Origin of the sequence: Pseudomonas mandelii (assembly GCF_002251635.1) — a bacterium.
GTDB lineage: Bacteria > Pseudomonadota > Gammaproteobacteria > Pseudomonadales > Pseudomonadaceae > Aquipseudomonas > Aquipseudomonas mandelii_B.
The window spans coordinates 101,898-126,321 of record NZ_NMOJ01000235.1 but is presented as its reverse complement, the minus strand read 5'-3'; the positions used below and the strand labels follow the sequence as shown (position 1 = coordinate 126,321).

Here is a 24,424-nt window from a genome sequence, read left to right as displayed (position 1 = left end):
ATGGCCTCTATACTAGCTCCCCGTTTGTGCACCGCTCTAGTGCATTCGGCTGGAGCGCGACACGTCCCTCCATNCCCCATTAGAGCTGCCGCAAAAATGAGCCTGTTCTCCGCTGTCGAAATGGCACCACGCGATCCAATCCTGGGCCTCAACGAAGCATTCAACGCCGACACCCGAACCACCAAGGTCAACCTTGGCGTGGGCGTTTATTGCAACGAGGAGGGGAAGATTCCACTCTTGCGCGCCGTTGTCGAAGCCGAGACGATTCGCGTCGCTCAACACGCGTCCCGTGGCTACTTGCCAATCGACGGCATTGCCGCTTACGACCAGGCTGTGCAGAAACTGCTGTTCGGCAATGACTCGCCACTGATCGCCGCTGGCCGCGTCCTTACCACCCAGGCCGTTGGCGGCACCGGCGCGCTGAAAATCGGTGCCGACTTCCTCAAGCAACTGCTGCCCAACGCCGTCGTCGCCATCAGCGACCCGAGCTGGGAAAACCACCAGGCGCTGTTCGAAACCGCCGGTTTCCCGGTGCAGAACTACCGCTACTACGATGCCGCGACCCATGACGTTAACCGTGCAGGTCTGCTCGAAGACCTCAACGCCCTGCCGCCGCAGTCCATCGTGGTGCTGCACGCCTGCTGCCACAACCCGACCGGCGTCGACCTGAGCCCGGCCGACTGGCAAAACGTGCTGGATGTGGTCAAGGCCAAGAACCTGGTGCCGTTCCTCGACATGGCCTACCAGGGCTTCGGCGACGGCATCCACGAAGACGCCGCAGCGGTGCGCCTGTTCGCTGAATCGGGCCTGACCTTCTTTGTGTCCAGCTCGTTCTCCAAGTCGTTCTCGCTGTACGGCGAGCGCGTGGGCGCGCTGTCGATCGTCAGCGAATCCAAGGAAGAAAGCGCGCGCATCCTGTCCCAGGTCAAGCGTGTGATCCGCACCAACTACTCCAACCCGCCAACCCACGGCGCGGCGATCGTTGCGGCAGTGCTGAACAACCCTGAGCTGCGCGCCCAGTGGGAAGAAGAACTGGCGGAGATGCGCCTGCGGATTCGTGGCATGCGCACCCAGATGGTCGACCTGCTGGCGAAAAACGCGCCCCAGCGTGATTTCAGCTTCGTCGGCCGCCAGCGCGGGATGTTCTCCTACTCCGGCCTGACGGTTGAGCAAGTCACCCGTTTGCGCACCGAATTTGGTATCTACGCGCTGGACACCGGCCGCATCTGTGTGGCGGCGCTGAACCAGAGCAACATTGATGCAGTGACCAAGGCCATCGTTGCGGTGATCTGAGCCGTTGCGTGATACGAAAAACGGGAAGCCTTGGGGCTTCCCGTTTTTTATTCGTCGCAGATAATTCTCAAAGCAACGAGCGACCGCTCTANNCAATGTTGAGTGTTGCACTGCATTCGCGAGCAAGCCCGCTCCCACAGGGATTTGTGTACACCTTGGAAATCTACGAGAAACCACATGAAAAACGATGACCTACGCGCCGACCGTGACGAGCTGGACCATTTCGTCCCTCGCACACCGGCCAAACGCGGTAATAACCTGGTGCTGCAAGTGGCCGCTGGCGTATTTCTCGGTGGCCTGGCCTTGTGGCTGGTGCAACTGGCCGCCACGATGCTGTACGCCAAGCTGATGCTCGCCACGTTCACTTTCGGCGGTTAAGCCAGTTCGGTCGCACGCTGACTGGCGGCATCGTCATAGGCGACGTAGAGCGATTCGGCGACCTGACTCTTGATCGCTTTGGCGCTTTCCAGACCGAGGACGAAGCCTTCAGCCTTGCCGCCCGCACGGTTCAGGTCATCAGCGGTGCTGGCCTGAGTGATTGCATCAAACAGCTTCTCGGCATGCGGGCCGACACCTTTGGGCAAGCTGATCTGAGCGATGCTCATGCGAACACCCCGTTGTTTGGAGAGGTGAGGACTGGGTGATTCATGGCACGTACCTTTTCGGCGAATGGCCGGCAGCGCGTGTAACCACTTCCGGGCGGCCATGGTAGACCTCTGAAGCGATTCTGGTAACCGCCCGGGGTCGATAAACCACCGTCCGTCTCCATGAATCCATCAAGTTGCTAACAGATGCTTGACTTCTCTTTTTGAATCAGTAACATACACGCCATTCCGCGATAGCTCAGTTGGTAGAGCAAATGACTGTTAATCATTGGGTCCCTGGTTCGAGTCCAGGTCGTGGAGCCAGATAAAGAAAAGCCTGCAGAGATGCAGGCTTTTTTTTGGCTTGGATTTGGCCGTGCGATCAAAGCGCACAGTATGACACCGTCTCTATACCTTCGATTCAGAAGTAAGCCCATGAAGCCATTTTAAAGGTAGAGTTTGGGATAAAGGTCAGTTCGATAAAAGGGAGTTCCCTTATGTCGCGCACTACTGCCCCACTCTCCGACGCCGCTTGCCGTTCGGCCAAGCCCACAGACCGCGCCTATAAGCTTTTCGACGGCGACGGCCTTTACCTCTAGTCCAACCCAATGCCGCAAAGGCTGGCGTCTCAGATACGTCAAACCTGATGGCCGGGAAGGACTGACCTCATTCGGCAACTACCCCATCGTTGGCCTCGCGGCTGCGCGCCGCAAGCGCTTGGAGGCCAAGCGAATGCTGGCGGATGGCATTGACACTATAGGAGCCAAGAACCAAGCCAAGCCGAACGCTCTGATCAAAGACCTCACCTTTGAAAGCGTTGCCCTCGGCTGGCACACGGAAATGTCAGCCAAGTGGGCACCGGACTATTCCAAGACAATGATGAGTCGCCTCAAAACTCACCTCTTCACACTGATCGGCGCTCGCGCCATTGTCGACCTTGATACCCACGATCTTATGCAGCCCCTGGAAGCGATTAAGAACTGCGGAACGGTGGACATTGCTTTAAGGGTACAAAACTACCTGCGGAGCATCAGGCGCGAGGCAAAGCGCCTCCGGCTTATCACCGTAAACCCTGCTTACGACCTCGTAGGCTCGATCAAAGCCTCGCGGGTCGTCCACCGTCCCGCTCTATCCTTATCGCGCCTGCCTGAATTGCAGGAACGGATCGCCACCTATAAAGGCCGCGCACTTACCCGGCTAACGGTCTTGCTGTCGCTGCACGTGTTTGTACGCTCCAGCAAGCTGCGCTTCGCCCGCTGGAGCGAGTTCGACCTCAAGCGCGGCGCCTGGGAAATACCCGACAAGCGACCAGCGTTGGAAGGCGTACCCTTTTCCACAAGGGGTACGAAGATGGCAAGCGATACCAAATCTTGGAAACCAATGTCCGAAAACACGGTGAACAGCGCGCTTCGGAAGATGGGGTACGACACCAAATCCGAGATCTGTGGGCATGGGTTTCGTTCGATGGCCTGCAGCGCACCGATCGAGTCAGGTTTGTGGACGGACACAGCCATCGAGCGGCAGATGAGCCACAAGGAACTCGGTAATCTCTGAAGGTGGGACTGCAGAAACAACTATTGCGCTGAGTTCACTGCACGCCAGGTAAAAATCGCTACGGTCTGGCGAGCCCACAATCCGGCCATGCCTCAAACAACACCGCCTGCAATGACAGGCTCGAGATAGCCCGTCAAACACAGTTCTTCCCTGGAGCCAGTTGGCCGGAGCCACAAAGGGCGCAGCGGGATCAAACTACTAAGTAATCTGGGCCAACGAGCTCATATCGATTTTCCTTTTTGAGACGATCCAGACACGCAGGTATCAAGCAACATGAGTGTTCGCTGCAAGCTCATGCGCGGGCTCAGGCTTGATCTTGAACCAGAGGGCGTACATCGCTGGCAGGAACACCAGGGTCAGCACGGTGCCAGCAAACGTACCGCCAATCAGGGTGTAGGCCAGCGTTCCCCAGAACACCGAATGGGTCAGCGGAATGAACGCCAGCATCGCCGCCAACGCCGTGAGAATCACTGGCCGTGCACGCTGCACAGTGGCTTCGACCACTGCGTCATAAGGCGACAGTCCGGCTTGCTTATTGGAGTGAATCTGGCCAATGAGGATCAGCGTGTTGCGCATCAGAATCCCTGACAAGGCAATCAATCCCACCAAGGCGTTGATCCCGAACGGCTGCTGGAACAGCAGCAGAATTGGCACCACACCAATCAGGCCCAAAGGGGCGGTGGCGAACACCATCATCATTGCCGACATTGAGCGCACCTGAATGATGATGGTCAGCAACATCAGCGCGATCATGATCGGGAACAACGGCAGCAATGCCTTGTTTGCTTTACCCGACTCCTCGATCGCGCCGGCAAACTCAATGCGGTAGCCCGCCGGCAGCTTTTCGATGATAGGTTGCAGCTGCGTTATCAAGGCGTTGGAGACATCGGGGGGCTGAAGACCTTCAGCCACGTCACCGCGCACGGTTATTGTCGGCGTACGATCACGACGTCGCAGGATGGGCTCTTCCATGCGCACATCCACCGCCCCTACCTGGGACAGCGAAACGCGCTGGCCTTGGACGCCGTTCAGCGTGAAGGCGGCAATTTTCGATGGATCCAGACGCGTCTCACCAGCGGAGCGAGCGACCACCTGAACCGAACGAATGTCCTCACGCACCTCGGTGACAGGCACCCCCGTGAGCAGAAATTGCAGCTGTTGCGCGACATCGGTCGAGGTCAAGCCGAATGCTTGCAGGCGATCCTGATCCAGCGTGAGATGAAGTGCCGGCACGCGCTCGCCCAAGTCGGTGTTGACGGTTCTCATCATGGGGCTGGCGGTCATGACCTCACGCACCTGCGCGGCGATATCCCGCAACACTGCGGGCTCGGCGCCCATCACCCGAAAGGCCACCGGATACGGTGAGTAAGGACCAAATACCAACTGCGTCACCCGCACGCGGGCTTCAGGCGCCAAACCATCGGCCGTGGCTTGCCTGAGCCGAATCTTGAGCGCCTCACGCTCTTGCTGATTCGCCGTCAGGACGACGATTTTTGCGAAGGATGGATCGGGTAGCTCAGGGGCCATCGCCAAATAGAAGCGTGGCGCGCCCTGGCCAATGTAAGCGGTGACGATCTTGGCTTCCGGCTGCTGAGCCAACCACGCCTCGACCTTGGCCGCCGCTACATCAGTCTGTTCGATAGAGGTGCCGTAAGGCATCTGCACCTCAACCAGCACCTCAGGTCGGTCGGATGTTGGAAAGAACTGCTTCTTGACCACGCCCATGCCCAGAATCGCAACAACAAACAAGCCCACGACGGATGTCGCCACCAGGCCTTTGCGGCGGATCACACTGCCCAGCAGGCGCCTGAAACGCTGGTAGTTCGGTGTACCGTAAATCGCCGTATGCCCGCCTTCAGGCACCTTGATCTGCGGCAGCAGTTTGACGCCCAGGTAAGGGGTAAACACCACGGCCACCACCCAGGAAGTGATCAGCGCAATGCCAACGATCCAGAACATGTTCGCGGTGTACTCACCAGCGGTCGACTTGGCAAAACCGTTGGGCATAAAGCCGATCGCCGTCACCAACGTCCCCGACAACATCGGCGCGGCCGTGTGGCTCCAGGCATAAGCGGAGGCCTTGATTCGGTCGTAGCCCTCTTCCATCTTCACCACCATCATTTCAATGGCAATGATTGCATCGTCCACCAGCAGCCCCAGCGCCAGAATCAACGAGCCCAGGGTAATTCGATCGAAGTCTTTGCCCGTGGCCGCCATGACAATGAACACGGCCGCCAGAGTCAGCGGCACCGCTGCGGCAACCACAACGCCGACACGCCAGCCCATGCTGAGAAAACACACCAGCAGCACCACGCCCAAGGCAGCAAAAAACTTCACCATGAACTCGTTGACGGATGCGCCAATATTCACCGCCTGATCCGTGACCTTGGTCAGGCTCATGCCCAAAGGCATCTGCTCATTGATCGCTGTTGCCTCAGCATCCAGCGACTTCCCCAAATCCAGGCCGTTCCAGCCATCGCGCATGACCACGCCGAGCAACAGTGCCGGCTCGCCGTTGTTGCGTACAAGGAATGTCGCGGGGTCCTCATAACCGCGCTTGACCTCAGCCACATCGGACAACTTGAGGGTTCTGCCCTGCACTGTCAGCGGGGTATCGCGAATCTTCTGCAGGTCATCAAACGCGCCATCCAGCCGGATGAAAACCTGGGGCCCCTTCGCTTCTACCGAACCGGCCGGCGTTATCATGTTTTGCGTATTCAGCGCACTGAAGATGTCTCGTGCAGAAATGCCCAGTGTCGCCAGACGCTCGTAGGACAGCTCGACAAAAACGCGCTCGGCCTGTTCACCGATGATGTTGACCTTCTTCACCCCCGCTACATGCAGCAAACGCTGGCGCAAGCTCTCGGCTTCGCGCACCAATAGACGTTGCGGCTCGCCCTTGGCCTTGAGCGCATAGAGCGCGAAGGTGACATCGGAATACTCATCGTTGACCATCGGGCCGATCACCCCAGACGGCAACCCCTTCTGCTCATCCAGAATTTTCTTGCGCGCCTGGTAAAACTCCTCCTGGACCGCTGAGGGCGGCGTGCTGTCGAGCAGGTACACCGTAGTGAATGCCAAACCGGGCCGGGTAAAGGTCTCGGTCCGATCGTACCAACGCAGCTCCTGCATGCGTTTTTCCAGCTTTTCTACCACCTGGTCTTGCATCTCCTGGGCCGTCGCCCCAGGCCAGGCAGTGACCACCGTCATTTGTTTAATGGTGAATGCGGGATCTTCCGCACGCCCCAGTTTGAAGAAGGCGTACAACCCACCCACAGAAATCAGCAGGATCAAAAACAGCGTGATTGAGCGCTCGCGTACGGCCAGCGCCGAAAGATTGAAGCCGCTCATCGACTTACCTCAACCACTGAATTTTGCGGAGCATCGGCGAGTTCAGTCCTGACCTTCTCTCCCTCGCTCAGCAAGTGAGCACCCAATGCGACAACACGATCACCCACCTGCAGATCACCCGTCACGCGCACGCTGGCCTCATTATTCAGGCCACGAACCTTGATCGGGCGCCATGCCACCTGCTCAGGTTCCCCGCCCACCACCCAGACCCCCGGGCCTTTACCGGCGTCGTAGAGGGCCCCCATGGGCACCTGTAATTCCTTGGCATCAGCAACATCCGTGTCAGCGATAACCACTGAGATCGTCGAACCCAGGGTGGCGTTGGAGAGCGCCCCCTCCAGCACATAACGCGCTTCAAACGTTCGGGTCTGTCGGTCGGCAGAGTCGGACAACTGGCGTAAACGCGCATTACCTGCAGTCTGGTGCTGGCCGTACAGCTCAACCGTCGCCGCCGAGCCCAGCGCAGGACGTAACGTCTCGGGCAACTGGATCACCGCCTCGCGCTGCCCTGAATGGGCAACGCGTACCACCACCTGCCCTGCGCCAACTACCTGCCCCGGCTCCGCCAAGGTATCCACTACCACCCCGTCAGCATCCGCCAGCAACGTCGAATAACCGGTCGCGTTTTTCGCCACATCAGCCTGGGCCTGGGCAGCGTTGAGTTGGGCTTTCGCCGAGTCGGCAGCTGCTTTGAACCCTGCATAAGCTGAAGCAGATACCGCTCCGACGGACACCAGATCACGGTAGCGAAGCTCGTCATCGGAGGCCTGCCGAGCTCGGGCCATGGCGGCCAGTACCGCTTCCTTCTGTGCCCGCGCGGTCAGCGTCAGGTCGTTGGCATCGATTCGCATAAGGGGCTGCCCGCGCTTGACACTCTGTCCAGCATCCACCAAACGCTCCAAGACCTTCCCTGGCACCCGAAAACCGAGGTCGCTCTGAACTCGGGCCGCGACGATACCGGTGAATACCCGTGCCGCAGGCGCGGAGGGTTGAACCACGCCGATGCGCACCAAGGGCGTTTGAAGGCGAGGATCGGCAGGCGTGGCCTCGTTGCAGGCCGCTAGGGCAAACGGCAACAAGACAATGAAAATGGCTGACATGCGGTGGCGCTGGATCATAAAGACCTCTCGGTAGCGGATGCATCATGCTTATTCAAGTGACCATTTCTGTCAATAGTCACTACCGAGACGAATGAACATCGCCCACTTGATCAGAGCAGAGCAAAGAGGCTCGATATCTAGTTTTTTCAGGCGCACACGCTGATACGGATGCGCAGCGCATCCGTCAGCAGAGATTTAAGGCATCAGGCTGCGCAGAACAAGATTGGAGATGAGAGAAGGGGCTTCTTCAACAAAATCGAGGTTGTACTGCAATAGCAGAGGATTCATGAAAGGCCGCAGAGCGAGATGAATCGACTCTACCGTCTCGTCCAGCGGAGTCTTGCGTTCAAACTCGCCGAGCTCTCGCCCCTCACGCACGATTTGCAACACGAAGCTCTTAATCTGAGCGTCATAGACTTGTGAGCTGGGCCATCGCTCCGACGCGGAGAACGCTGCGATGTCGTAGAGTTTACGGTCGTTAAAGAACAGGCTCACACCTGTAGCGATTAAGGTTTTGACCAGGCGCCGAAAACGTTCAGTCGGGGAGATGCCGTCTACATTGATGGCTTGCTCCACTGCCGCAACGATTTCAGTCAGGCAATTTGTACAGATTGCTTCACCAATCGCCTGCTTGGATTCAAAGAATTTGTAGATGTAAGCCTTGGAAAAGCCGATGGCCTTGGCTAGGTCAGAAACCGTTGTTTTGCCATAACCGTATTGACTGAAATGTTCGTTGGCCGCCGCAACAATCTGGTCTCGAATGTCGTGATCGGCTGGGCCACGGGCGCTGGGCGAAGAAACTGATGGCTGATTCATGCGAGCAGCTTACTCATCCCAAAGGTGGTTGACAACTTGTGACCAAATTGTAATATCGTCACAAATCGACCCTTTCGCAGGCATCGCATGCACCCTCCTCCTCGTTTCGCCGTCTTACTGTGTTTGGGTATGGTTGCAGGTTGCTCAGTGGGCCCCGACTACTCAGAACCCCGCGTGGAATTGCCCGAGCATTTCTCGGCGCAAACGTCCAAGGCACGGCAAGTGGACGCTGCAAATGCCGATCTCGCCGCTTGGTGGAATGCATTTAATGACCCGATACTCAGTCAACTGATAAATCGAGCACTTGAACAGAACCTCGATTTAGCCCAGGCAAACGCAAGGATCGAGCAGGCTCGCGCCGGTTTGGGCGCAGCTAACGCAGCCCTCCTGCCGTCGGCTACCGTCAATGGTCAGGCGGCCCGAGCCCGTCAGTCTTTGGAGACGCCGTTGGGCCAAGTGCTGAATTCAGCCCCTTCCTATAATCGCTACGGCAGCGCCTATGAGGCGAACTTGAATGCCGGCTGGGAGCTGGACGTGTTTGGCGGACTGCGCCGAGGTAAAGAAGCGGCCTTCGCCGATTATCAGGCCTCGCAAGCCGGAGCGATTGCCACACGCCTGGCAGTGGTCGCGCAAACAGCCGACCTTTACATCAGCATCCGTGGCCTGCAAGCACGTCTGGAAATTGCCCGGCAGCAAGTAGACACACGACAACAACTGCTCACCACCATCGAACATCTCTACGCAAAAGGCCTGGCGGCTGAACTGCAGTTGAACCAGACCCAGGGCGCGCTGAACCAAGCGCAGGCCACCGTGCCGGTACTGCAAGCAGGCATTGACACGGCAATGAATGCGCTGGATGTCATGTTGGGCAAGGCGCCCGGCACTTACAGTGCGCAGTTGACTAAGCTGGCGCCCATCCCTGAGGTGCCAGGCCTCTCGGACATGGGCGCTCCAGCCGACCTGCTGCGTCGGCGTCCAGACTTGATCGTCGCGGAGCGCCGTCTTGCGGCATCCAGCGCGCGCATCGGCGAAGCCATGTCCGAGTACTACCCCAAACTGTCTGTGGCTGCGCTGCTCGGCAGTGCTACGTCGGTATCCAGCGCAAACCTGTTCAGCAACGGCGCCAGTCAAGCTTCGGCGGCACTGGGTTTACGCTGGCGGCTGTTCGATTTTGGCCGCATCAACGCCCAGATTGATTTGGCAAAGGGCCAGGAAGCCGAAGCCTTGGCCGCTTACCGCCAGTCCGTTCTGCGGGCCTGCGAAGATGTGGAAAGCGCTGTTTCGGCACGGATCAAACGCGAGCAACAATCGACCCAGCTCGCCCAAGGCGAGTCGGCGTATGCGAAAGCCAGAGCGACATCGTTTGCCGCCTATGAAAAAGGCGTGGTCAGCTTGATCGAAGTGCTGGATGCCGATGAACATCTCCTAGCGGCATCTGATGGCAGAGCCCAGGCACAAACTGAATCGGCTCGCGCTGCAGTGGCCACGTTCAAAGCCTTGGGTGGCGGTTGGCAGCGAGATGACTCAGATGCTCGCGTTGTCTCAAAAAGAGCGGAAACTCGAATGTTTTTTCCTGATCCAGGGATATCGGAAGAACTCCAATAAAATACGGGCTGGATTAGGTAACATACACGCCATTCCGCGATAGCTCAGTTGGTAGAGCAAGTGACTGTTAATCACTGGGTCCCTGGTTCGAGTCCAGGTCGTGGAGCCAGACAGCAATATCGAAAAGCCCCTGAATCGAAAGGTTCAGGGGCTTTTTTGTGGCCGCTGGAAAAGCAAAAGGCCGATCTGTCTATTCAACAGATCGGCCTGTTTTAGCAGGTGCCGCCGTCAGACATGCTCACCACTTTTAGCATGAGCCGCTCGATGCTCGCTCGAATCATGCGCCGTTTCCACCACCGGAATCTCGTTCCCGTCGCAGTCACGCAGCTTGCCTTCGCTGAAGTAATCCCCTTCACGCAAGGCCGCCAGATCCTGGTAACGCAGAACCCGCTCGGTACCGGCCGCAAACACCGATTGTTGATCCGAGTTACCGGCGGTGAGGTGGTTGAAGGCCAGGTTGAGCACGATGGCCATGATCGCCGAGGAGCTGATGCCCGAGTGGAAGATGGTCGCGAACCAACTTGGGAAGTGGTCGTANAAGTTCGGTGCAGCGATGGGGATCATGCCGAAACCGATGCTCGTTGCGACGATGATCAGGTTCATGTTGTTGCGGTAATCCACCTTGGACAGCGTGCGNATACCACTGGCTGCCACGGTGCCAAACAGCACGATGCCCGCACCACCCAGTACCGAGGTCGGTACTGCGGCGATGACCCGGCCCATGAACGGCAGCAGACCGAGTATCACCAGGAACAAGCCACCGGTGGCGACCACGAAACGACTCTTGATGCCGGTCACGGCCACCAGCCCGACGTTCTGGGCGAAGGCGCTTTGGGTGAAGGAGCCGAAGATCGGCGCGATCATGCTCGACAGCATGTCGGCGCGCAGGCCGTTGCCCAGGCGTTTGGAATCGACCTTGGTGTCGATGATTTCACCGACGGCGAGAATGTCCGCCGAAGTTTCCACCAGGGTCACCATGACCACGATGCACATCGACAGGATCGCGGCAAAGTGGAACGTCGGCATGCCGAAGTGGAACGGCGTCGGGAAGCCAAACATCGGGCCTTGCGTGACGCCGGAGAAATCCGCCATGCCGAGGAACACCGCAATCACGGTGCCAATCACCATGGCCAGCAGGATCGACAAACGCGAGATCGTCGCGCTGCCGATCTTGCTCAGCAGCAACACCAACGCCAGTGTCAGCGCGGCCAGGCCGACGTTCGCCATGCTGCCGAAATCCGCCGCACGGCTATTGCCGCCCATGGCCCAGCGCGCCGCCACGGGCATTAATGTGAGACCGATGGTGGTGATCACGATGCCGGTCACCAGCGGCGGGAAGAACTTGGTGATCCGTGAGAACACCGGCGTGATCAGTAGCCCGATAAACGACGCGGCCATCACCGCCCCGAGAATCGCCGGCACGCCGCCTGCGCCATCACTGCCGACAATCGCCACCATCGTCGCCACACCGGCAAACGACACGCCCTGCACCAGCGGCAACTGACACCCGAAGAACGGTAAACCGAGGGTCTGCAGTAATGTCGCCAAGCCCCCCGCAAACAATGAAGCAGCAATCAACAAACCGATGTCCGCCGGCGAGAGTCCGGCCGCCTGGCCGANGATCAACGGTACAGCGACGATGCCGCCGTACATGGTGAGCACATGTTGCAGGCCGTAAGCCATATTCGCGCCGACCCCGAGGTTTTCGTCCTCAGGCCGTTGGTGTGAAACATGGGGCGTTTTCATGGTTGGGGGGTTCCCTGGTTTTTTGTTATGCGCACACTGTATGCAAGACTCAGGACAAATGTCTATAGAGTTGTATACAACTCATCAGTCAGATAATGGACACGTGTCAATGTCGGCCTTTAACTGCGCGCCTTTCCCCTCCAAAAATCTTGTAATACATCCTTCATCTGCCTGCTCCCCTGCCCGCTAGTCTTTTGCATTCCAAGCGACCGCCGGCACGGACGCCTCTCGCTTATACATATAAAGTATGCATAATGAAGTCATTCGAGATTCAGTATCACAAGGCAAAAAACGCAGCCAACAAATTAAAGCATCGCGGCATCAGCCTCGCCGAAACTGAACCGGTGTTTTACGACGAGCGAGCACTGACGATTCAGGATAACCATCACGATGAACAACGGTGGATTGTCATGGGCATGGATGCCAAAGCTCGCTTGCTGGTCGTTGCGTACACCTATCGCGATCCGAATTTCGTACGAATCATTTCCGCGCGCCTCGCCAGCAAAAATGAGCGCCGTCGTTACTTGGAGAATTGAACGATGAAAGATGAATACGATTTCAGCAATGCCAAGCGTGGAGCTGTTGCCTCCAGCAAAGGCAAAACCCGAATTACCATCATGCTCGACGATGTCGTCATCGAAGCTGCACGCGCCATGGCGGAGAGCGAGGGGTATGGCTACCAAACAGTGATCAACAACACGCTGCGCCAGGCACTGCTCAACACCAAGGAAAAAACCACCGCGCACGATCAGTACGCGACGGTGGCGAATGGTGGGCATTTCAAAGAAGGAATTACTGCATCTGAACTGAAGAGCCTGGAGAAAAAACTCTCAGAGGTCTTGAGCGAGATTCATCGTGTGATTGAGCCTTGAGGGTGTGCCGTTTCAAGAACCAAGGGGGGAGCGGAGCCTGATCCCCACGCAAAGAAAAAGGGCAGATGTTTTGAATCTGCCCTCTCGGGACGATGGCTATGTCACCTGAATCAACCGCCCGAGCACCTGCCGCAACTGCGCATGCTCCGGCACGCGAATCCCGAACTCCCCCTCCAGTAACCCGATCAACTCCTCCACATCAGCAACCTGCCGCCGTTCGCTCTCGGCGCCCACCCGATGAATCGCAAAACTGCCGTTGTTCAACGTGCGCCTCCAGCCATCCCCGGTGCGCGCGACCAACAATTGCTTGGTAAACGACGATTCCGGATGGGTCGAGACGTACCAGTTGCCGAGGGTGTAGTCGATGTCTTCCTGGCGTTGCAGGTCGAAGATGTACATCGGCCGCCACTCGCCGCTGACGTTGGCACGCAAGGTGTAGCCGTCTGCATGGCGCTCGATGCGATACGGCTCGTGAGGAGTGCGCTGTGCAACATCGGTGTCGAGCATCAGCGGAGCGGTCGGCACCATGCCGCCGAAGCCGACGTCGGTGATGTAGCGCACGCGGTCCAGCGTGACCAGGCTCAAGCGGTGCGTGCGGGCAGTCCAGGCGCCTTCGGGCTGGCCCATGACCACTCGACCGGTAATGCCGCATGCGTCAAAACCCAATTCCTGAAGCAAGGCTAGAAACGCGTAGTTGAGCTCGTAGCAGTAACCGCCGCGCCCTTCTTGCAGGATTTTCTGCTCGATGGATGGAAGGTCGATGCGTACCGGCTCGCCGGACAGCGTGGTGAGGTTTTCAAACGGGAAGGCCCCGGTATGGCGCAACTGGAGTTGGCGCAAGGTGTCCAGGGTCGGCGCCGGGGGCGCGTCGAAACCCAGGCGTTGCAGGTATAACGCACGGTTCGTCAGGCGTGGCTCGCTCATTGCTCGGTCCTTCTGCAGGGGGCCGCGGATCTCTCCGCCGATGGGCGCCATGTATAAGGGATAAAGCGGTTCGACTGACAATTGATTTAGCCAATCGCCCACCCTCTGAACATCAACGCCGTTTGCGCGAACTCAAGCGAATCCACGTCGGCGCATGGTCGCTGGCGTGCGGTTCGTTGCGCACCCAGGCGTCGACCCCGGCCTCGTGCAGATAGGGGCTCAGCGCCGGATTGAGTAGCAGGTGATCGATGCGCAACCCCGAGTTTTTCTGCCAGTGCTGCCGGAAATAATCCCAGAAGGTGTAGAGCCGATCCTCGGGGTACAGATGACGCAGGGAATCGGTCCAGCCCTGATCCAGCAAGCGCTGGTAACACTCGCGACTCTCCGGTTGCAGCAAGGCGTCCTTGAGCCACGAGCGCGGGTTGTAGATGTCCAGGTCGGTGGGCACCACGTTGTAGTCGCCGGCCAGCACCACCGGATGTTCGCTGCTCTGCAGGTCCTTGGCATAGGCGATCAGCCGTTCGAACCACGCCAGTTTGTAGTCGAATTTCGGCCCGGGTTGCGGATTGCCGTTGGGCAAATACAGGCAGCCCACCAGAATCCCGTGCACCGCAGCTTCCAGGTAGCGACTGTGCGTGTCGGCGTCATCTCCCGGCAGGCCGCGCCGGCTCTCCAAAGGTTGCGCATCACGGGCCAGAATCGCCACCCCGTTCCACGACGACTGGCCTTGCCAGATGGCGCCATAGCCAATGGCCTCAAGCTCGGCGGCCGGGAATGCGCTGTCGACCGACTTGAGCTCCTGCAAACAGGCAATGTCCGGTTTTTCCCGCTCAAGCCAGGCCAGCAGATTCGGCAGCCGGGCACGCATGCCGTTGACGTTGAAAGTGGCGATTTTCAGGTTTTTCATAGGCCGGGGCTCGCAACGGATACAGGCGACTAAAGGTCCCCCGTTACAACGGATGCTCATCACGCGATGCCTTGAGCAATGGCAGCAGCGCCTGGTTTTCCATCGGCCGGCTGAGGTAGAAACCCTGCACCTCATGGCACTCGTCCGAGATCAGGAAGTCCAGTTGTTCCAGAGTCTCGACGCCCTCTGCGGTCACCGTCAGCCCCATGGCCTTGCCCAGGTTGATGATCGCCTGCACCACCGCACGGTCGTTACCGGTGCCGCTCATGGACGAGATAAAGCGCTTGTCGATCTTGATCCCGTCGAACGGATACGTGCGCAGGTAACCCAGCGACGAATAACCGGTGCCAAAGTCGTCCATGTTCAAACGCACACCCAATTCCTTCAGTGCGTTCATGGTCGCGAGCGCACCGTCGACATCGTTGAGCATCACGTTTTCGGTGATCTCCAGCTCCAGTCGACTGGCAGGCAAACGACTCTGGATCAACGCCTCCCTGACATCCTCCACCACGTCACTGCGCACGAATTGCACAGGCGACAGGTTGACAGACACCATCAACTCACCCGGCCAGGTCAGTGCCGTCTCGCACGCCTCACGTAAAACCCAGCGCCCCAAGGGCACGATCAGATCAGTCTGCTCGGCCAACGGAATAAACGAGTCGGGGCTGAGTAATCCCTGCACCGGATGCTGCCAGCGCAGCAACGCTTCGACCGAGACGATCTGCTTGCCATCGACGTGATAACGCGGCTGATAGTGCATCACGAACTCGTTGTTCTTGATCGCCTGGCGCAGGTCGTTTTCGAGTTTGCGGCGATGCTGGATCTGATCGTTCATGTGCGGCGCAAAATAGCACCAGGTTTTCTTGCCGTCGGATTTGGCCTGATACAGCGCGATGTCGGCACATCGAATCAACTCCTCCGGCATGTGCCCCTGACGTCGGCTCAAGGCGATGCCGATGCTCGCACCGATGTGCAGCGTGTGATGGTCATAGTGGATCGGCTGGTGCAGGCTTTCGAGGATACGTTCGCAGATCCGGTCGATTTCCGTGTGGATGTCCATGCCATTGAGCACCAGCACAAACTCGTCGCCGCCCAGTCGTGCGACCAGGTCAATGTCGCGCGTGCATTCACGCAAGCGGGTGGCCACCTCCAGCAACACCGCATCGCCGGCCGGGTGACCAAGAGAGTCATTGATCGGCTTGAAGTTGTCCAAGTCGATCATCAACAACGTCAGCGGCGCCGAATGCTCCTTCAGCACCAAAGCGTCTTCGAGGTAACGCGCGAGTTTGTTGCGATTGGGCAGGCCGGTCAGCGCGTCGTGCAACGACAGATGCTGGATTTGCGCATGGGCGGCGACTTCATCGGTGATGTCGCTGGCCGTGCCGCGGTAACCCAGCACTGCGCCTTTGCTGTGGATCGGTCGCGCCGACACCCGACTGACACGTTGCTGCCCCGACTGATCGCGATAGGAACAGCGCAGATGACTGACGCTGTGCTCTTCGTTGAGTTTGTTCAGCCACAGTGACAACGGCGTGGTATCGCAATACAGCAGCTGCTCGATGTCCTGCCCCAGCCATTGCTGATCGGAAAAACCGGTGACGGCGCCGAAACGCCCCGACAGGTACGTGATCCGATGCTGGTCATCGATTTCCCAGATCCAGTCGGAAGCGGCCTCGGCCACTGCCCGAAAACGCTCTTCACTGGCCTCCAGCGCCTGGTTAGACAAATCGAGGTTGATGTAACTGGCATCCACGTGCCCCGACGTGCGCAATACATAACGAAAGAAGTAAGCCGTCAATAACGCGAGAATCAACAGCGCGCCGCCAAGGGGTGGTAGCAGTGACCAAAGCAGCTGATGGCCTGGTTGTTCGAGCCGCGAGACCAGGCTGTAGCCGGTACCCGTGAGTGCCACCGCGGGCTGACCGGGAGCAAGGGTGTTGTCAGGTGCGAGGCTCAAGTCATGCAAACCATAGTCGGCACTCAAGGCGCTGAGCTTTTCCGGACTCAATTGATCGACGAACACCAGCACCGACGTGCTTTGGGGATCGACCGCCGGCCTTTCGTCATTGGGCACGATCGCCGCCGCCGTCAACAGCGCGGGCTGGCCCTCGAAGAGCGTGAACCGGCTGATGGGGACAAGCAGGCTTTCCTGGCCCTGCACTTCCTTGATCAGTGCCGCCATCGCTATCGACAGCCGGACCGCTGCGTCGTCCCGGACCTGAAGGCCGCGCACCACGGCGTATTTGGTTCGCTGATGGTCGACCACAAAAACGCCGTCGTAATGATCCATGGTGAACAGGGTTTTACCCATGTTCTGCTCAACGTAAGCCCACTGTGCATCGACTTCGCCATTCAAATGATCGTAGGCGGTGGTCCAGGTTGCATAACTGGCGACGTAGTTTTTTGAGGCTGAGATGCGGTTTTCCAGCGCACGCTGGGTGTAGAACGTGGTCTTGGCCAGATCCCGGGCATCGAGCCGGCCGGCAATGTTGAACAAGGCAACCAAGGCAATCAGCACCCCCAATACAAACACCAGCCCGACGGACCAGACCAGGTTCCGTGTGATCGGCGTATGGCGCGCGGGTGCGGCGGCGGTCGGCGCGGTGAATTCCATGCATGGGATCCTGTCAATCGATTGCCTGCGTCCATTGACCATAGCAGCCAGGGTCCAACATCGCGTCACGACTATTGCCAATCGACAGCCGCTACCCTGTAATGGCGCGCATCACCCGCGAACCTTTTAATGCCGAGAACCTCTCGCCACGAACGGATCATGCCGGATGGCCGCAAGCGTAATTCGGTGCGGTTCAGCATCATTGATGAGGAGTGGCCGGTGGTGCGGGAGCATCTTGAGAAGAAACTGGCTGAATACAGCCCTCGTTAACACTTTGAGTCACTGTGGGAGTGCGCCTGCTCCGAACCCGAGAAGCAACGCACCATCGACCATTCGTCATCCCGCCAACACCTTCCGCCCGGCCCGTCACACCATCAGCGGTAACGACTCATCATTGGAGACGTGGACTGATGAACATCAACATCACCACCCTGTTGTTGACCGGTTTGCTGAGCGCCGCTTCGGCGGCCACCTTTGCGGCCTCCGGCGATGGTGCTGATGCGACCGGTACGAAATCCGGCGCTACCAGCGGTTCGACCATGCCGCCCGATAACACCCCCGGTTCGCCCTCCTCCGGAAACAGTACGGATTCGGGTGGTGGCTCCGGTACCGGCACCAGCGGTGGGGCCAGCGGTTCAGGTTCCGGCGCGGGCGGCGGCACCGGTGCTGCCGGCGGTGGTACCGGTGGGGCTGGAGGTGGAACAGGCAGCTGAACGCATAAAAGCAGGCCGTGATGAACATCGCGGCCTGCTTTCATACGACACCTTCATAGCCGCTTGACGGGGGGTGGCTCCCACTTACCGTTAAGCGCCTCGGGCTTGGGTCCGTACAAGCGCATCGTCAAGTTGAACGGACCTTTTGGCGCGGGCAGCCAATTGGCTTCAAGTTCCTTGCCGGGACTTTCGTTCTGGAAGTAAATATCCAACGATTGATCCGCATTGGTCTTGAACGGCATCCAACTGCTGACCGCAAAACGGTTGAGTTCGTTGCCGACCTGGAACCCTTCAGAGTCGTACAGGGTGATCGACCAGAAAGCACTTACGGGCGGCACCTCTCCCTTGTCGAAATGCAGCACGTACTTGTTAGAACCGTCGAGCGGCCTGCCTTTGTCATCGCCGATGTTTAACGGATAAATCGCATCCTCTGGCAGGTTGGCGCCGAGCCCGACTTGCGCAACGATGGCGCGTTTAAGGTAGTAGTTACCATAGACGCCCATGGTGTCGGTATTCATCGACCAACCGTTGACCACGCGCGCGAGGGTTGCAACCTTCCACTTCATCAGCGCCTGAGCTTCCTGGGGCACGGTTTGAAGTGCCGCCTGGACATCGGGATCGATTGCATCGAAATTAAACGGCTTGCCGGCCTCGATACCAATGCGCTGCATTTGCGCCAGTATCGGCTGATCGGTGATGTGGGGCGGATGCACTTTGAGCAGCGCGGCGGCGTAGACGAAGTAATCGGCCGCTGACATCGTATCGATCTGAATTTTTGGCGGCGTCTTACCCGCCGTGACCACACGAGCATGGATGGCGACCGGCTCGGCTCTTTTGCCGATCTGCGACAACGGCGTCACGGTGTAGCCAGCCTGAATCCTGTTCACCGTCGCATAGTCCACTGCCCCACTGACCTCGGTGCGGCCGATGACCCAGATGAAGGACGTAGGCGCCGGCAATTGACTCAAGCCCGCCGGCACCGTTCCGGTCCATCCCGGTGGTGTCACCAGAAACTCATTGGACTGTGTGCCCGTCTCATGTCCACCCGGCGAGGCGAACACCTCGCTCCACATATCGAGCATTGGCAACACGTAAAAACGCCCGGCGGTGTCCGGTGCGGTAATCACCAGCGGCTCCTTGGTCAAATCGAGCCAGGCGATGGAGTACAACGTGTCGACGTTCGACTGCACCACGGCTTTGAAGTCTTCGGATGGGTACTGCGGCAACGTCACAAAGACGTTGGCTTCTTGCGGCGTGACGTTCGTTTGAGCCTGGCTGGACAGCGGCAATACAACGGAAACTGCAAGAATTAGAGCAACGGGTAAAAATACAGGTAGGCAAACGTCACAAAGACGTTGGCTTCTTGCGGCGTGACGTTCGTTTGAGCCTGGCTGGACAGCGGCAATACAACGGAAACTGCAAGAATTAGAGCAACGGCTTTCAATGCTTGAGTGATCAACATTTTGGCGATTGTCCGTGCTGTGGGAAACCCTGTCGGGTTCGACAGAGCTACCGCAACTCTAGACGATGAAAACAGACGGAACTGATAGAAAGACAGACGGACGAGTGACTGTTACAGGCCTGAAACAACTGCACGAAATGCCTCAACGGTCGGAGCGCATCAGCGCTTCCACCCCGCCTTCCATCGACAACACCGCCGCACGGTTTCGACCCGAATGCTTGGCCTGATACAACGCCGCATCCGCTCGCTCGATGAACACTTCGATGCTGTCGCGCCCGGTCGGCACAAACGCGTAACAGCCAAGGCTGACTGTCACGAAACCGGTGGGTGAACCGCTGTGGGTGATGTTCTTGTCCATGACGCTGCGGCGGATCTGTTCGGCAATTACCAACGCACCGTGAAGGTCGGTGTCAGGCAGCAGCACCGCAAACTCCTCACCGCCATAACGCACCGCCAGATCGGCTTTGCGGTGACAGCAACTCTTGATTGCCCGTGCCACTTCCGCCAGGCAGTGGTCCCCTGCTACGTGGCCATAAGCATCGTTGTAGCGTTTGAAGTAATCGATATCGAGCATGATCAGGCTTAGCGAACTCGACTGCCGGGCACCTCGCCCAAACTCGATGTCCAGCGCCTGTTCGAAGAGTCGGCGATTGGCCAGACCCGTCAGGCTGTCGTGAGTCGCGATCAGCTTCAGTGCTTCCTTGGCCTTGCGCAAATCGGCCTCGACCTGCACGCCAACGCGCACCTGGCGAACGAACACCCAACCGAACAGGCCCACACCCAGCACCACCAGGGCAACGATGACGCAGGACTGAAACGCGGTGCCGTACCAATCCTTGAGAATCGAATCCCTGGAGGATGCCGCCGAGACCACCAGCGGATAGGCCTCGAGTTGACGGTAGCCATACAAACGGACAACACCATCGACTACCGAACTGATCATCGCGTTGCCGGCGGGCGCGTTGGGCAAGAGTTTCTGAAAGATTTCGCCTTTGGCCAGGGACGTACCGATCTGCGCTTCCACAAACGGCCTTCGCGCCAGCAGCGTGCCGTCGGTCAGCGCCAAAAACATCGAGCCATTGTCATCGATGCTGAAGCTTTTGAAGAACTGATCGAAATAGGCCATTTTGATTCCGGCCAACACCACGCCCTGGAAGTTGCCGTTCTTGTCGTTCACCCGTTTGGACACCGGAATGATCCACTCGCCATTTTCCCGACTGCGAAGTGCCGGCCCGATGTGGGCGAGGGTCGATGCGTTCTGCTGGTGGAACGTGAAGTACTCTCGATCCGACACGCCCGGACCGCGGGTCAAATCATCGAACGACGTCACGACCCACTGCCCTTGCTTGTCGAACAGAAATATCCCGTGCAATTGGTCGAGCGCCTGCACCCGCCGGGCGAAGACTTTCTGCAAGCGTGGCTTTTGTGCCGCGCCGTAGCCATCGACCTGAATCCAGTCCACCAGACTGGTCAACACCAGGTCGGCTTTCATAAAGGTGTCTTCGGCCTGCTGTGCCATGGCGCGAGCCAGGTTCGAAGACGCGACTTGCGCCACATCCAGCGCGTGGCGCCGCGATTGCTCCAGTTGCAGATAAAGCAGACCACAGAGACAGAGGCACACCGTCGCGATAAACAGCACCGCTGCCTTGAGCAGAGATAACCGTTTCAAAGCGCCGTCCGAAGTTTGCTGCGGGTCTTGAGTGAGGATAGGCAAAAGCTCGTCCTGTAAGGGCAAGGCATGGGCAAAGGCCCAAAGCCCTTAATTTTTGTGAGCTTAGTCTACGCGGGGGTGAGGGGCAATTGTCCTTTGGCTAGCCGCCGCATCGCACTGTGCAAATGCGCGCGAGCACTTTCGGCATCGCCCAGGCGCATTTGCTCGTAGGCCCGCTGGGCAATGTCGTGGGGCACCGGTTTGAGTTCGCGCTGGGTCGCCATGGCCATCAGTTGCACTTGCGCGGCACGCTCCAGATAGTACAAATCATCCCAGGCTTCGGCGATGGTCGGCCCGGCGACAATCACCCCGTGGTTCTTGAGGAACAGGATGTCGGCGTTGCCCATGACACTGGCGATCCGGTCGCCTTCGGAATCATCGAGGGCCAGGCCGTTGTAGTTTTCGTCCACCGCCGTGCGGCCGTAAAATTTCAGCGCCGTCTGGCCCAACCACAGCAGCGGGGGACCTTGCAGCAAGCACAACGCCGTGGCGTGAGGCATATGAGTGTGGAACGCCACTTTCACCCTCGGCAGCTGTTTGTGCAGTCGGGCATGGATGTAAAACGCAGTCGCCTCGGGCTGCCCTTCGCCGTCCACGACATTGCCGTGGAAGTCGCACACCAGCAGATTCTGCGCCGTCACCTCGGCGAATGCGTACCCGTAGGGATTCACAAAAAACAGATCATCCCGGCCCGGCACCATCGCCGAAAAATGGTTACAGATGCCCTCCTCCAGGCCATGCAGCGCGGCCAGTTGAAAACACGCGGCCAACTCGGTGCGGGCGGTGATGACGGCTAGTGAATCCAGGTTGAGATCGGCATAACGCGCGGAACGCGAACCGCCTGCAAGGGTGTGGGCCATGGCGAGGTCTCCGTGTTTTTACCAGCCGAGGGATGTGAACAAAGGTACAACCTGATCCAGCGTGCTCAATATCGCATCGGGTCGGTAGTCCGGCAGCAATTGCCGACCCGTGCCACGGTCAATCCACACGCAGCGAAAGTGCATGTCTCGGGCAGCGGCGTGATCCAGTGTCGGGCTGGCGCAGATGTGGACCACTTGATCCCGGCTGACACCAAGCTGCTCGTGAGCGTAGTCAAACAGTCGCGGATTCGGCTTGTAGGCCCCGGCCTGTTGCGCAGTGATGACCCGATCGATATGTCCGCCGAGCTGCGCAACGTTGCCGGCGATGATGTCGTCGTCGGTGTTAGAGACGATGCACAGTTTGAAACCCATCGCCTTGAGTTTCGCGAGGGTCTCGATCACTTCAGGGAACGGCGGCATCCGCGGAATCGCCCCGGCCAACCGCTGACTGTCTTCGGGCAGGCTCGCCAAGCCCAGCTCCTCCAGAGCGAGCTGCAACCCGAGCGTGCTCAGTTGGCGAAACGAGCGATGCGGCGGGATCTGCTCCAGCCGGTGTTCATGCCGGTCGTAGACCTCGATGAGGCGATCGGCTTCAACGCTGTGGTCGCCCTTGTCGTGCAGGATCTCAGCGACCACGGCCTTGAGGCCTTCATCCCACTGGATCAACGTGCCGTAACAATCGAAGGTCAGCCATTCGGGGCGCGGGGTATTTTTGAGTGTCATGTTTGTATCCTCTGAACGGTGATCTTCAGATTACGAGCCGTCAGTGATAGTGTGAAATTAAATTAATATCGACTAGTCAGTCGAAAATCAAATATCAAGGAGGTCACCATGCTTGATCTTGAATTGCTCAAGACCTTCGTCTGCGTGGTCGATGAAGGCAGCTTCACCCGCGCCGCCGAACGTGTGCATCGAACCCAATCCACCGTGAGCCAACAGGTTCGCAAACTGGAAGAATTGGTCGGTCATCCCCTGCTCCTGCGCGACCGTACCGGGCAGAACGTCAACGTCACCGAGCATGGCGAACTGCTGATTCACTACGCCCGACGCTTGCTGGCCCTGTCTTCTGAAGCGGTTGAAGCCTTGGCCTGCGACCTGGATCTGGAGATCCTGCGCATCGGCGTGCCGGAGGACTTTGATGCGCGGCGTATGGCGCTGATCCTCGCCGGCTTCAATCGCGCCAGACCGCAAGCCCGGCTGGATACGGTCAGCGGCATGAGCACGGATCTGAAGCAAAAACTCGCATCGGGTGAGATCGACATCGCCCTGGTCAAACGCGAACCGGACAGCGGACCATGCTGGGCGGCGTGGCCGGAAGTGCTGGTGTGGGTCAAAGGCGCGGGGGTCGACTCGGCCAACGGCGTGTTGCCATTGGCGTTGTTTCCACAAGGGTGCATTTATCGCCAGCGAGCGATCCGCTTGCTGGACGTGGCACAGCGCCCCTGGCGTGTTGCGTTTGGCAGCCATAGCTTGACCGGAATCCAGGCGGCGGTGGCTTCGGGGTTGGGGATTTCCGTACTGCCGGCTTCGGCGGTGTTGCCGGAGCACAGCGTGTGCACCGATCTGCCGGAGTTGCCGCCGACGGAGTTGGCGTTGATCAGCCGCGAGGGCGCGTTGACGGGGTTGCAGCGGGATCTGGTGGAGTTTTTGCGGGAGGAGTTGGCGGTCTTGGGCAACTGAGTGTGAGTAGAAATGATTTGTCACGCTTGTGTCGCTGACATGACGCAGGGCAAAGCCCGGATGGCAGTGAAGGAGCTACGATTACTCTTACATCACGACAGGGAATAGAAATGAGTAAGGCAGACGAACTCGCGGCGAAGCTGAAACAGACCCGGTCTACCAGCGCAGATCAGATGATCGACAGTTGGCCCGGCCAAGTCTACGGGTTATATGAGCAGATCGAGGCGTGGCTGAAGCCGCTGACTGAGGTAGGCCTGATTCTGCGACGCAATCCGACACATGTCTTCGAGTGCGATTCAGAAGGTGCGACTTTCGATTACGCGATCGACCAGCTTCTGATCGAAGGCAATGAGCACTGCATCATCTTCGACCCTGTTGCGCGCTTCACTGAAGATGGCGCTGGGCGTGTCGAGATTCACTCGACAGACAAAGAACTCGCGCTGTTGCGCACAGTGGACGAGCATGGCGAGACGCATTGGTGGTTGCAGGTGATTGAGCAGGCCGGACAGCAACTGGATGCGGTTGCGTTGACGGAGAGCAGTCTACTTTCGGTGGTGCAGGAAGGTATGCAGCTTTAACACCCAGACGAACAACGAAGACAGATCACCAAAACCAAGGGGACGGACTTACTA

General features: G+C 58.6%; 21 protein-coding genes, 2 tRNA genes and 2 pseudogenes. 12 read left to right on the top strand and 13 right to left on the bottom strand.

Translation table 11 applies throughout. The features are described from left to right. The first annotated feature begins 96 nt into the window (after positions 1–96). Both B7L09_RS28255 and B7L09_RS28250 read left to right on the top strand, forming a co-directional pair. Positions 97–1,293, top strand: coding sequence for an amino acid aminotransferase (locus tag B7L09_RS28255; RefSeq protein ID WP_094471596.1), 1,197 nt, complete (start codon positions 97–99; stop codon positions 1,291–1,293). 177 nt (positions 1,294–1,470) lie between these two features. Beyond that, complete coding sequence (locus B7L09_RS28250; protein WP_094471595.1) at positions 1,471–1,671, top strand: hypothetical protein; 201 nt, start codon at positions 1,471–1,473, stop codon at positions 1,669–1,671. Here B7L09_RS28250 and B7L09_RS28245 read toward each other — a convergent pair. After that, positions 1,668–1,898 carry a hypothetical protein gene (locus B7L09_RS28245; protein ID WP_010456061.1) on the bottom strand — a complete coding sequence of 77 codons (231 nt, stop codon included), beginning with the start codon at positions 1,896–1,898 and terminating at the stop codon, positions 1,668–1,670. The genes B7L09_RS28250 and B7L09_RS28245 overlap by 4 nt on opposite strands. Before the next feature lie 227 nt (positions 1,899–2,125). Here B7L09_RS28245 and B7L09_RS28240 point away from each other — a divergent pair. Together B7L09_RS28240 and B7L09_RS28235 are read left to right on the top strand one after the other, a co-directional pair. Then, positions 2,126–2,201, top strand: a tRNA-Asn gene (locus B7L09_RS28240). Between the two features lie 173 nt (positions 2,202–2,374). Further along, positions 2,375–3,428, top strand: a pseudogene (locus B7L09_RS28235) (tyrosine-type recombinase/integrase); the annotation flags it as partial. A 267-nt stretch (positions 3,429–3,695) separates the two neighbouring features. On the opposite strand, the gene B7L09_RS28230 reads toward B7L09_RS28235, so the two are convergent. The 3 genes from B7L09_RS28230 to B7L09_RS28220 all read right to left on the bottom strand — a co-directional run bounded on the left by B7L09_RS28230 (position 3,696) and on the right by B7L09_RS28220 (position 8,698). Further along, positions 3,696–6,782: an efflux RND transporter permease subunit gene (locus tag B7L09_RS28230; protein ID WP_010456066.1), complete on the bottom strand. Its 3,087-nt coding sequence runs from the start codon at positions 6,780–6,782 to the stop codon at positions 3,696–3,698. Next, positions 6,779–7,900: an efflux RND transporter periplasmic adaptor subunit gene (locus B7L09_RS28225; protein WP_010456068.1), complete on the bottom strand. Its 1,122-nt coding sequence runs from the start codon at positions 7,898–7,900 to the stop codon at positions 6,779–6,781. Before B7L09_RS28225 ends, B7L09_RS28230 begins: the two co-directional genes overlap by 4 nt. 177 nt (positions 7,901–8,077) lie before the next feature. After that, a complete protein-coding gene (locus B7L09_RS28220; RefSeq protein ID WP_010456071.1) occupies positions 8,078–8,698 on the bottom strand; it encodes a TetR/AcrR family transcriptional regulator in 621 nt (206 codons plus the stop codon). 87 nt (positions 8,699–8,785) lie between these two features. On the opposite strand from B7L09_RS28220, the gene B7L09_RS28215 reads away from it, so the two are divergent. Then, the gene (locus B7L09_RS28215; RefSeq protein ID WP_049870751.1) at positions 8,786–10,303 is read left to right on the top strand and encodes an efflux transporter outer membrane subunit; all 1,518 of its coding nucleotides are present in this window, start codon (positions 8,786–8,788) and stop codon (positions 10,301–10,303) included. Between the two features lie 33 nt (positions 10,304–10,336). Beyond that, positions 10,337–10,412: transfer RNA gene (locus tag B7L09_RS28210), tRNA-Asn, on the top strand. Positions 10,413–10,531: 119 nt separating this feature from the next. Here the strand turns inward: B7L09_RS28210 and B7L09_RS28205 are convergent. Further along, complete coding sequence (locus B7L09_RS28205) at positions 10,532–12,049, bottom strand: nucleobase:cation symporter-2 family protein (protein WP_094471594.1); 1,518 nt, start codon at positions 12,047–12,049, stop codon at positions 10,532–10,534. Positions 12,050–12,303: 254 nt separating this feature from the next. Here B7L09_RS28205 and B7L09_RS28200 point away from each other — a divergent pair, with 254 nt between their 5' ends. Together B7L09_RS28200 and B7L09_RS28195 are read left to right on the top strand one after the other, a co-directional pair. Further along, entirely contained in the window at positions 12,304–12,585 is a 282-nt protein-coding gene (locus B7L09_RS28200; RefSeq protein ID WP_094471593.1) for a BrnT family toxin, read from the top strand. Between the two features lie 3 nt (positions 12,586–12,588). Further along, positions 12,589–12,921: a BrnA antitoxin family protein gene (locus tag B7L09_RS28195; protein WP_094471592.1), complete on the top strand. Its 333-nt coding sequence runs from the start codon at positions 12,589–12,591 to the stop codon at positions 12,919–12,921. Between the two features lie 96 nt (positions 12,922–13,017). Here the strand turns inward: B7L09_RS28195 and B7L09_RS28190 are convergent, their stop codons facing one another. The 3 genes from B7L09_RS28190 to B7L09_RS28180 all read right to left on the bottom strand — a co-directional run bounded on the left by B7L09_RS28190 (position 13,018) and on the right by B7L09_RS28180 (position 17,366). After that, a complete protein-coding gene (locus B7L09_RS28190) occupies positions 13,018–13,845 on the bottom strand; it encodes an arylamine N-acetyltransferase family protein (protein WP_094471591.1) in 828 nt (275 codons plus the stop codon). Positions 13,846–13,957: 112 nt separating this feature from the next. Next, positions 13,958–14,752 carry an exodeoxyribonuclease III gene (locus B7L09_RS28185; protein WP_094471590.1) on the bottom strand — a complete coding sequence of 265 codons (795 nt, stop codon included), beginning with the start codon at positions 14,750–14,752 and terminating at the stop codon, positions 13,958–13,960. A 43-nt stretch (positions 14,753–14,795) separates the two neighbouring features. Beyond that, the gene (locus B7L09_RS28180; protein WP_094471589.1) at positions 14,796–17,366 is read right to left on the bottom strand and encodes a bifunctional diguanylate cyclase/phosphodiesterase; all 2,571 of its coding nucleotides are present in this window, start codon (positions 17,364–17,366) and stop codon (positions 14,796–14,798) included. Between the two features lie 144 nt (positions 17,367–17,510). Here B7L09_RS28180 and B7L09_RS28175 point away from each other — a divergent pair. Both B7L09_RS28175 and B7L09_RS28170 read left to right on the top strand, forming a co-directional pair. Next, a pseudogene (locus tag B7L09_RS28175) lies at positions 17,511–17,636 on the top strand (GNAT family N-acetyltransferase); the annotation flags it as partial. A gap of 140 nt (positions 17,637–17,776) precedes the next feature. Beyond that, entirely contained in the window at positions 17,777–18,079 is a 303-nt protein-coding gene (locus tag B7L09_RS28170; protein ID WP_438269356.1) for a hypothetical protein, read from the top strand. A 53-nt stretch (positions 18,080–18,132) separates the two neighbouring features. Here the strand turns inward: B7L09_RS28170 and B7L09_RS28165 are convergent, their stop codons facing one another. The 5 genes from B7L09_RS28165 to B7L09_RS28150 all read right to left on the bottom strand — a co-directional run bounded on the left by B7L09_RS28165 (position 18,133) and on the right by B7L09_RS28150 (position 22,835). Next, on the bottom strand, positions 18,133–19,368 hold the full coding sequence (locus tag B7L09_RS28165; RefSeq protein WP_255142831.1) for a DUF1254 domain-containing protein: 1,236 nt from the start codon (positions 19,366–19,368) through the stop codon (positions 18,133–18,135). A 20-nt stretch (positions 19,369–19,388) separates the two neighbouring features. Next, positions 19,389–19,541, bottom strand: coding sequence for a hypothetical protein (locus tag B7L09_RS32955; RefSeq protein ID WP_255142829.1), 153 nt, complete (start codon positions 19,539–19,541; stop codon positions 19,389–19,391). Between the two features lie 142 nt (positions 19,542–19,683). Beyond that, a complete protein-coding gene (locus B7L09_RS28160; RefSeq protein WP_094471588.1) occupies positions 19,684–21,255 on the bottom strand; it encodes a sensor domain-containing diguanylate cyclase in 1,572 nt (523 codons plus the stop codon). 65 nt (positions 21,256–21,320) lie between these two features. After that, a complete protein-coding gene (locus B7L09_RS28155) occupies positions 21,321–22,112 on the bottom strand; it encodes an aldolase (RefSeq protein ID WP_094471587.1) in 792 nt (263 codons plus the stop codon). Between the two features lie 18 nt (positions 22,113–22,130). After that, on the bottom strand, positions 22,131–22,835 hold the full coding sequence (locus tag B7L09_RS28150) for a haloacid dehalogenase type II (protein WP_094471586.1): 705 nt from the start codon (positions 22,833–22,835) through the stop codon (positions 22,131–22,133). A gap of 108 nt (positions 22,836–22,943) precedes the next feature. Here B7L09_RS28150 and B7L09_RS28145 point away from each other — a divergent pair, with 108 nt between their 5' ends. Then, entirely contained in the window at positions 22,944–23,792 is an 849-nt protein-coding gene (locus tag B7L09_RS28145; RefSeq protein ID WP_094471585.1) for a LysR substrate-binding domain-containing protein, read from the top strand. A 110-nt stretch (positions 23,793–23,902) separates the two neighbouring features. Beyond that, positions 23,903–24,370 (top strand): hypothetical protein, encoded by a 468-nt coding sequence (locus B7L09_RS28140; protein ID WP_094471584.1) that lies wholly within the window; start codon positions 23,903–23,905, stop codon positions 24,368–24,370. Positions 24,371–24,424: the final 54 nt, after the last annotated feature.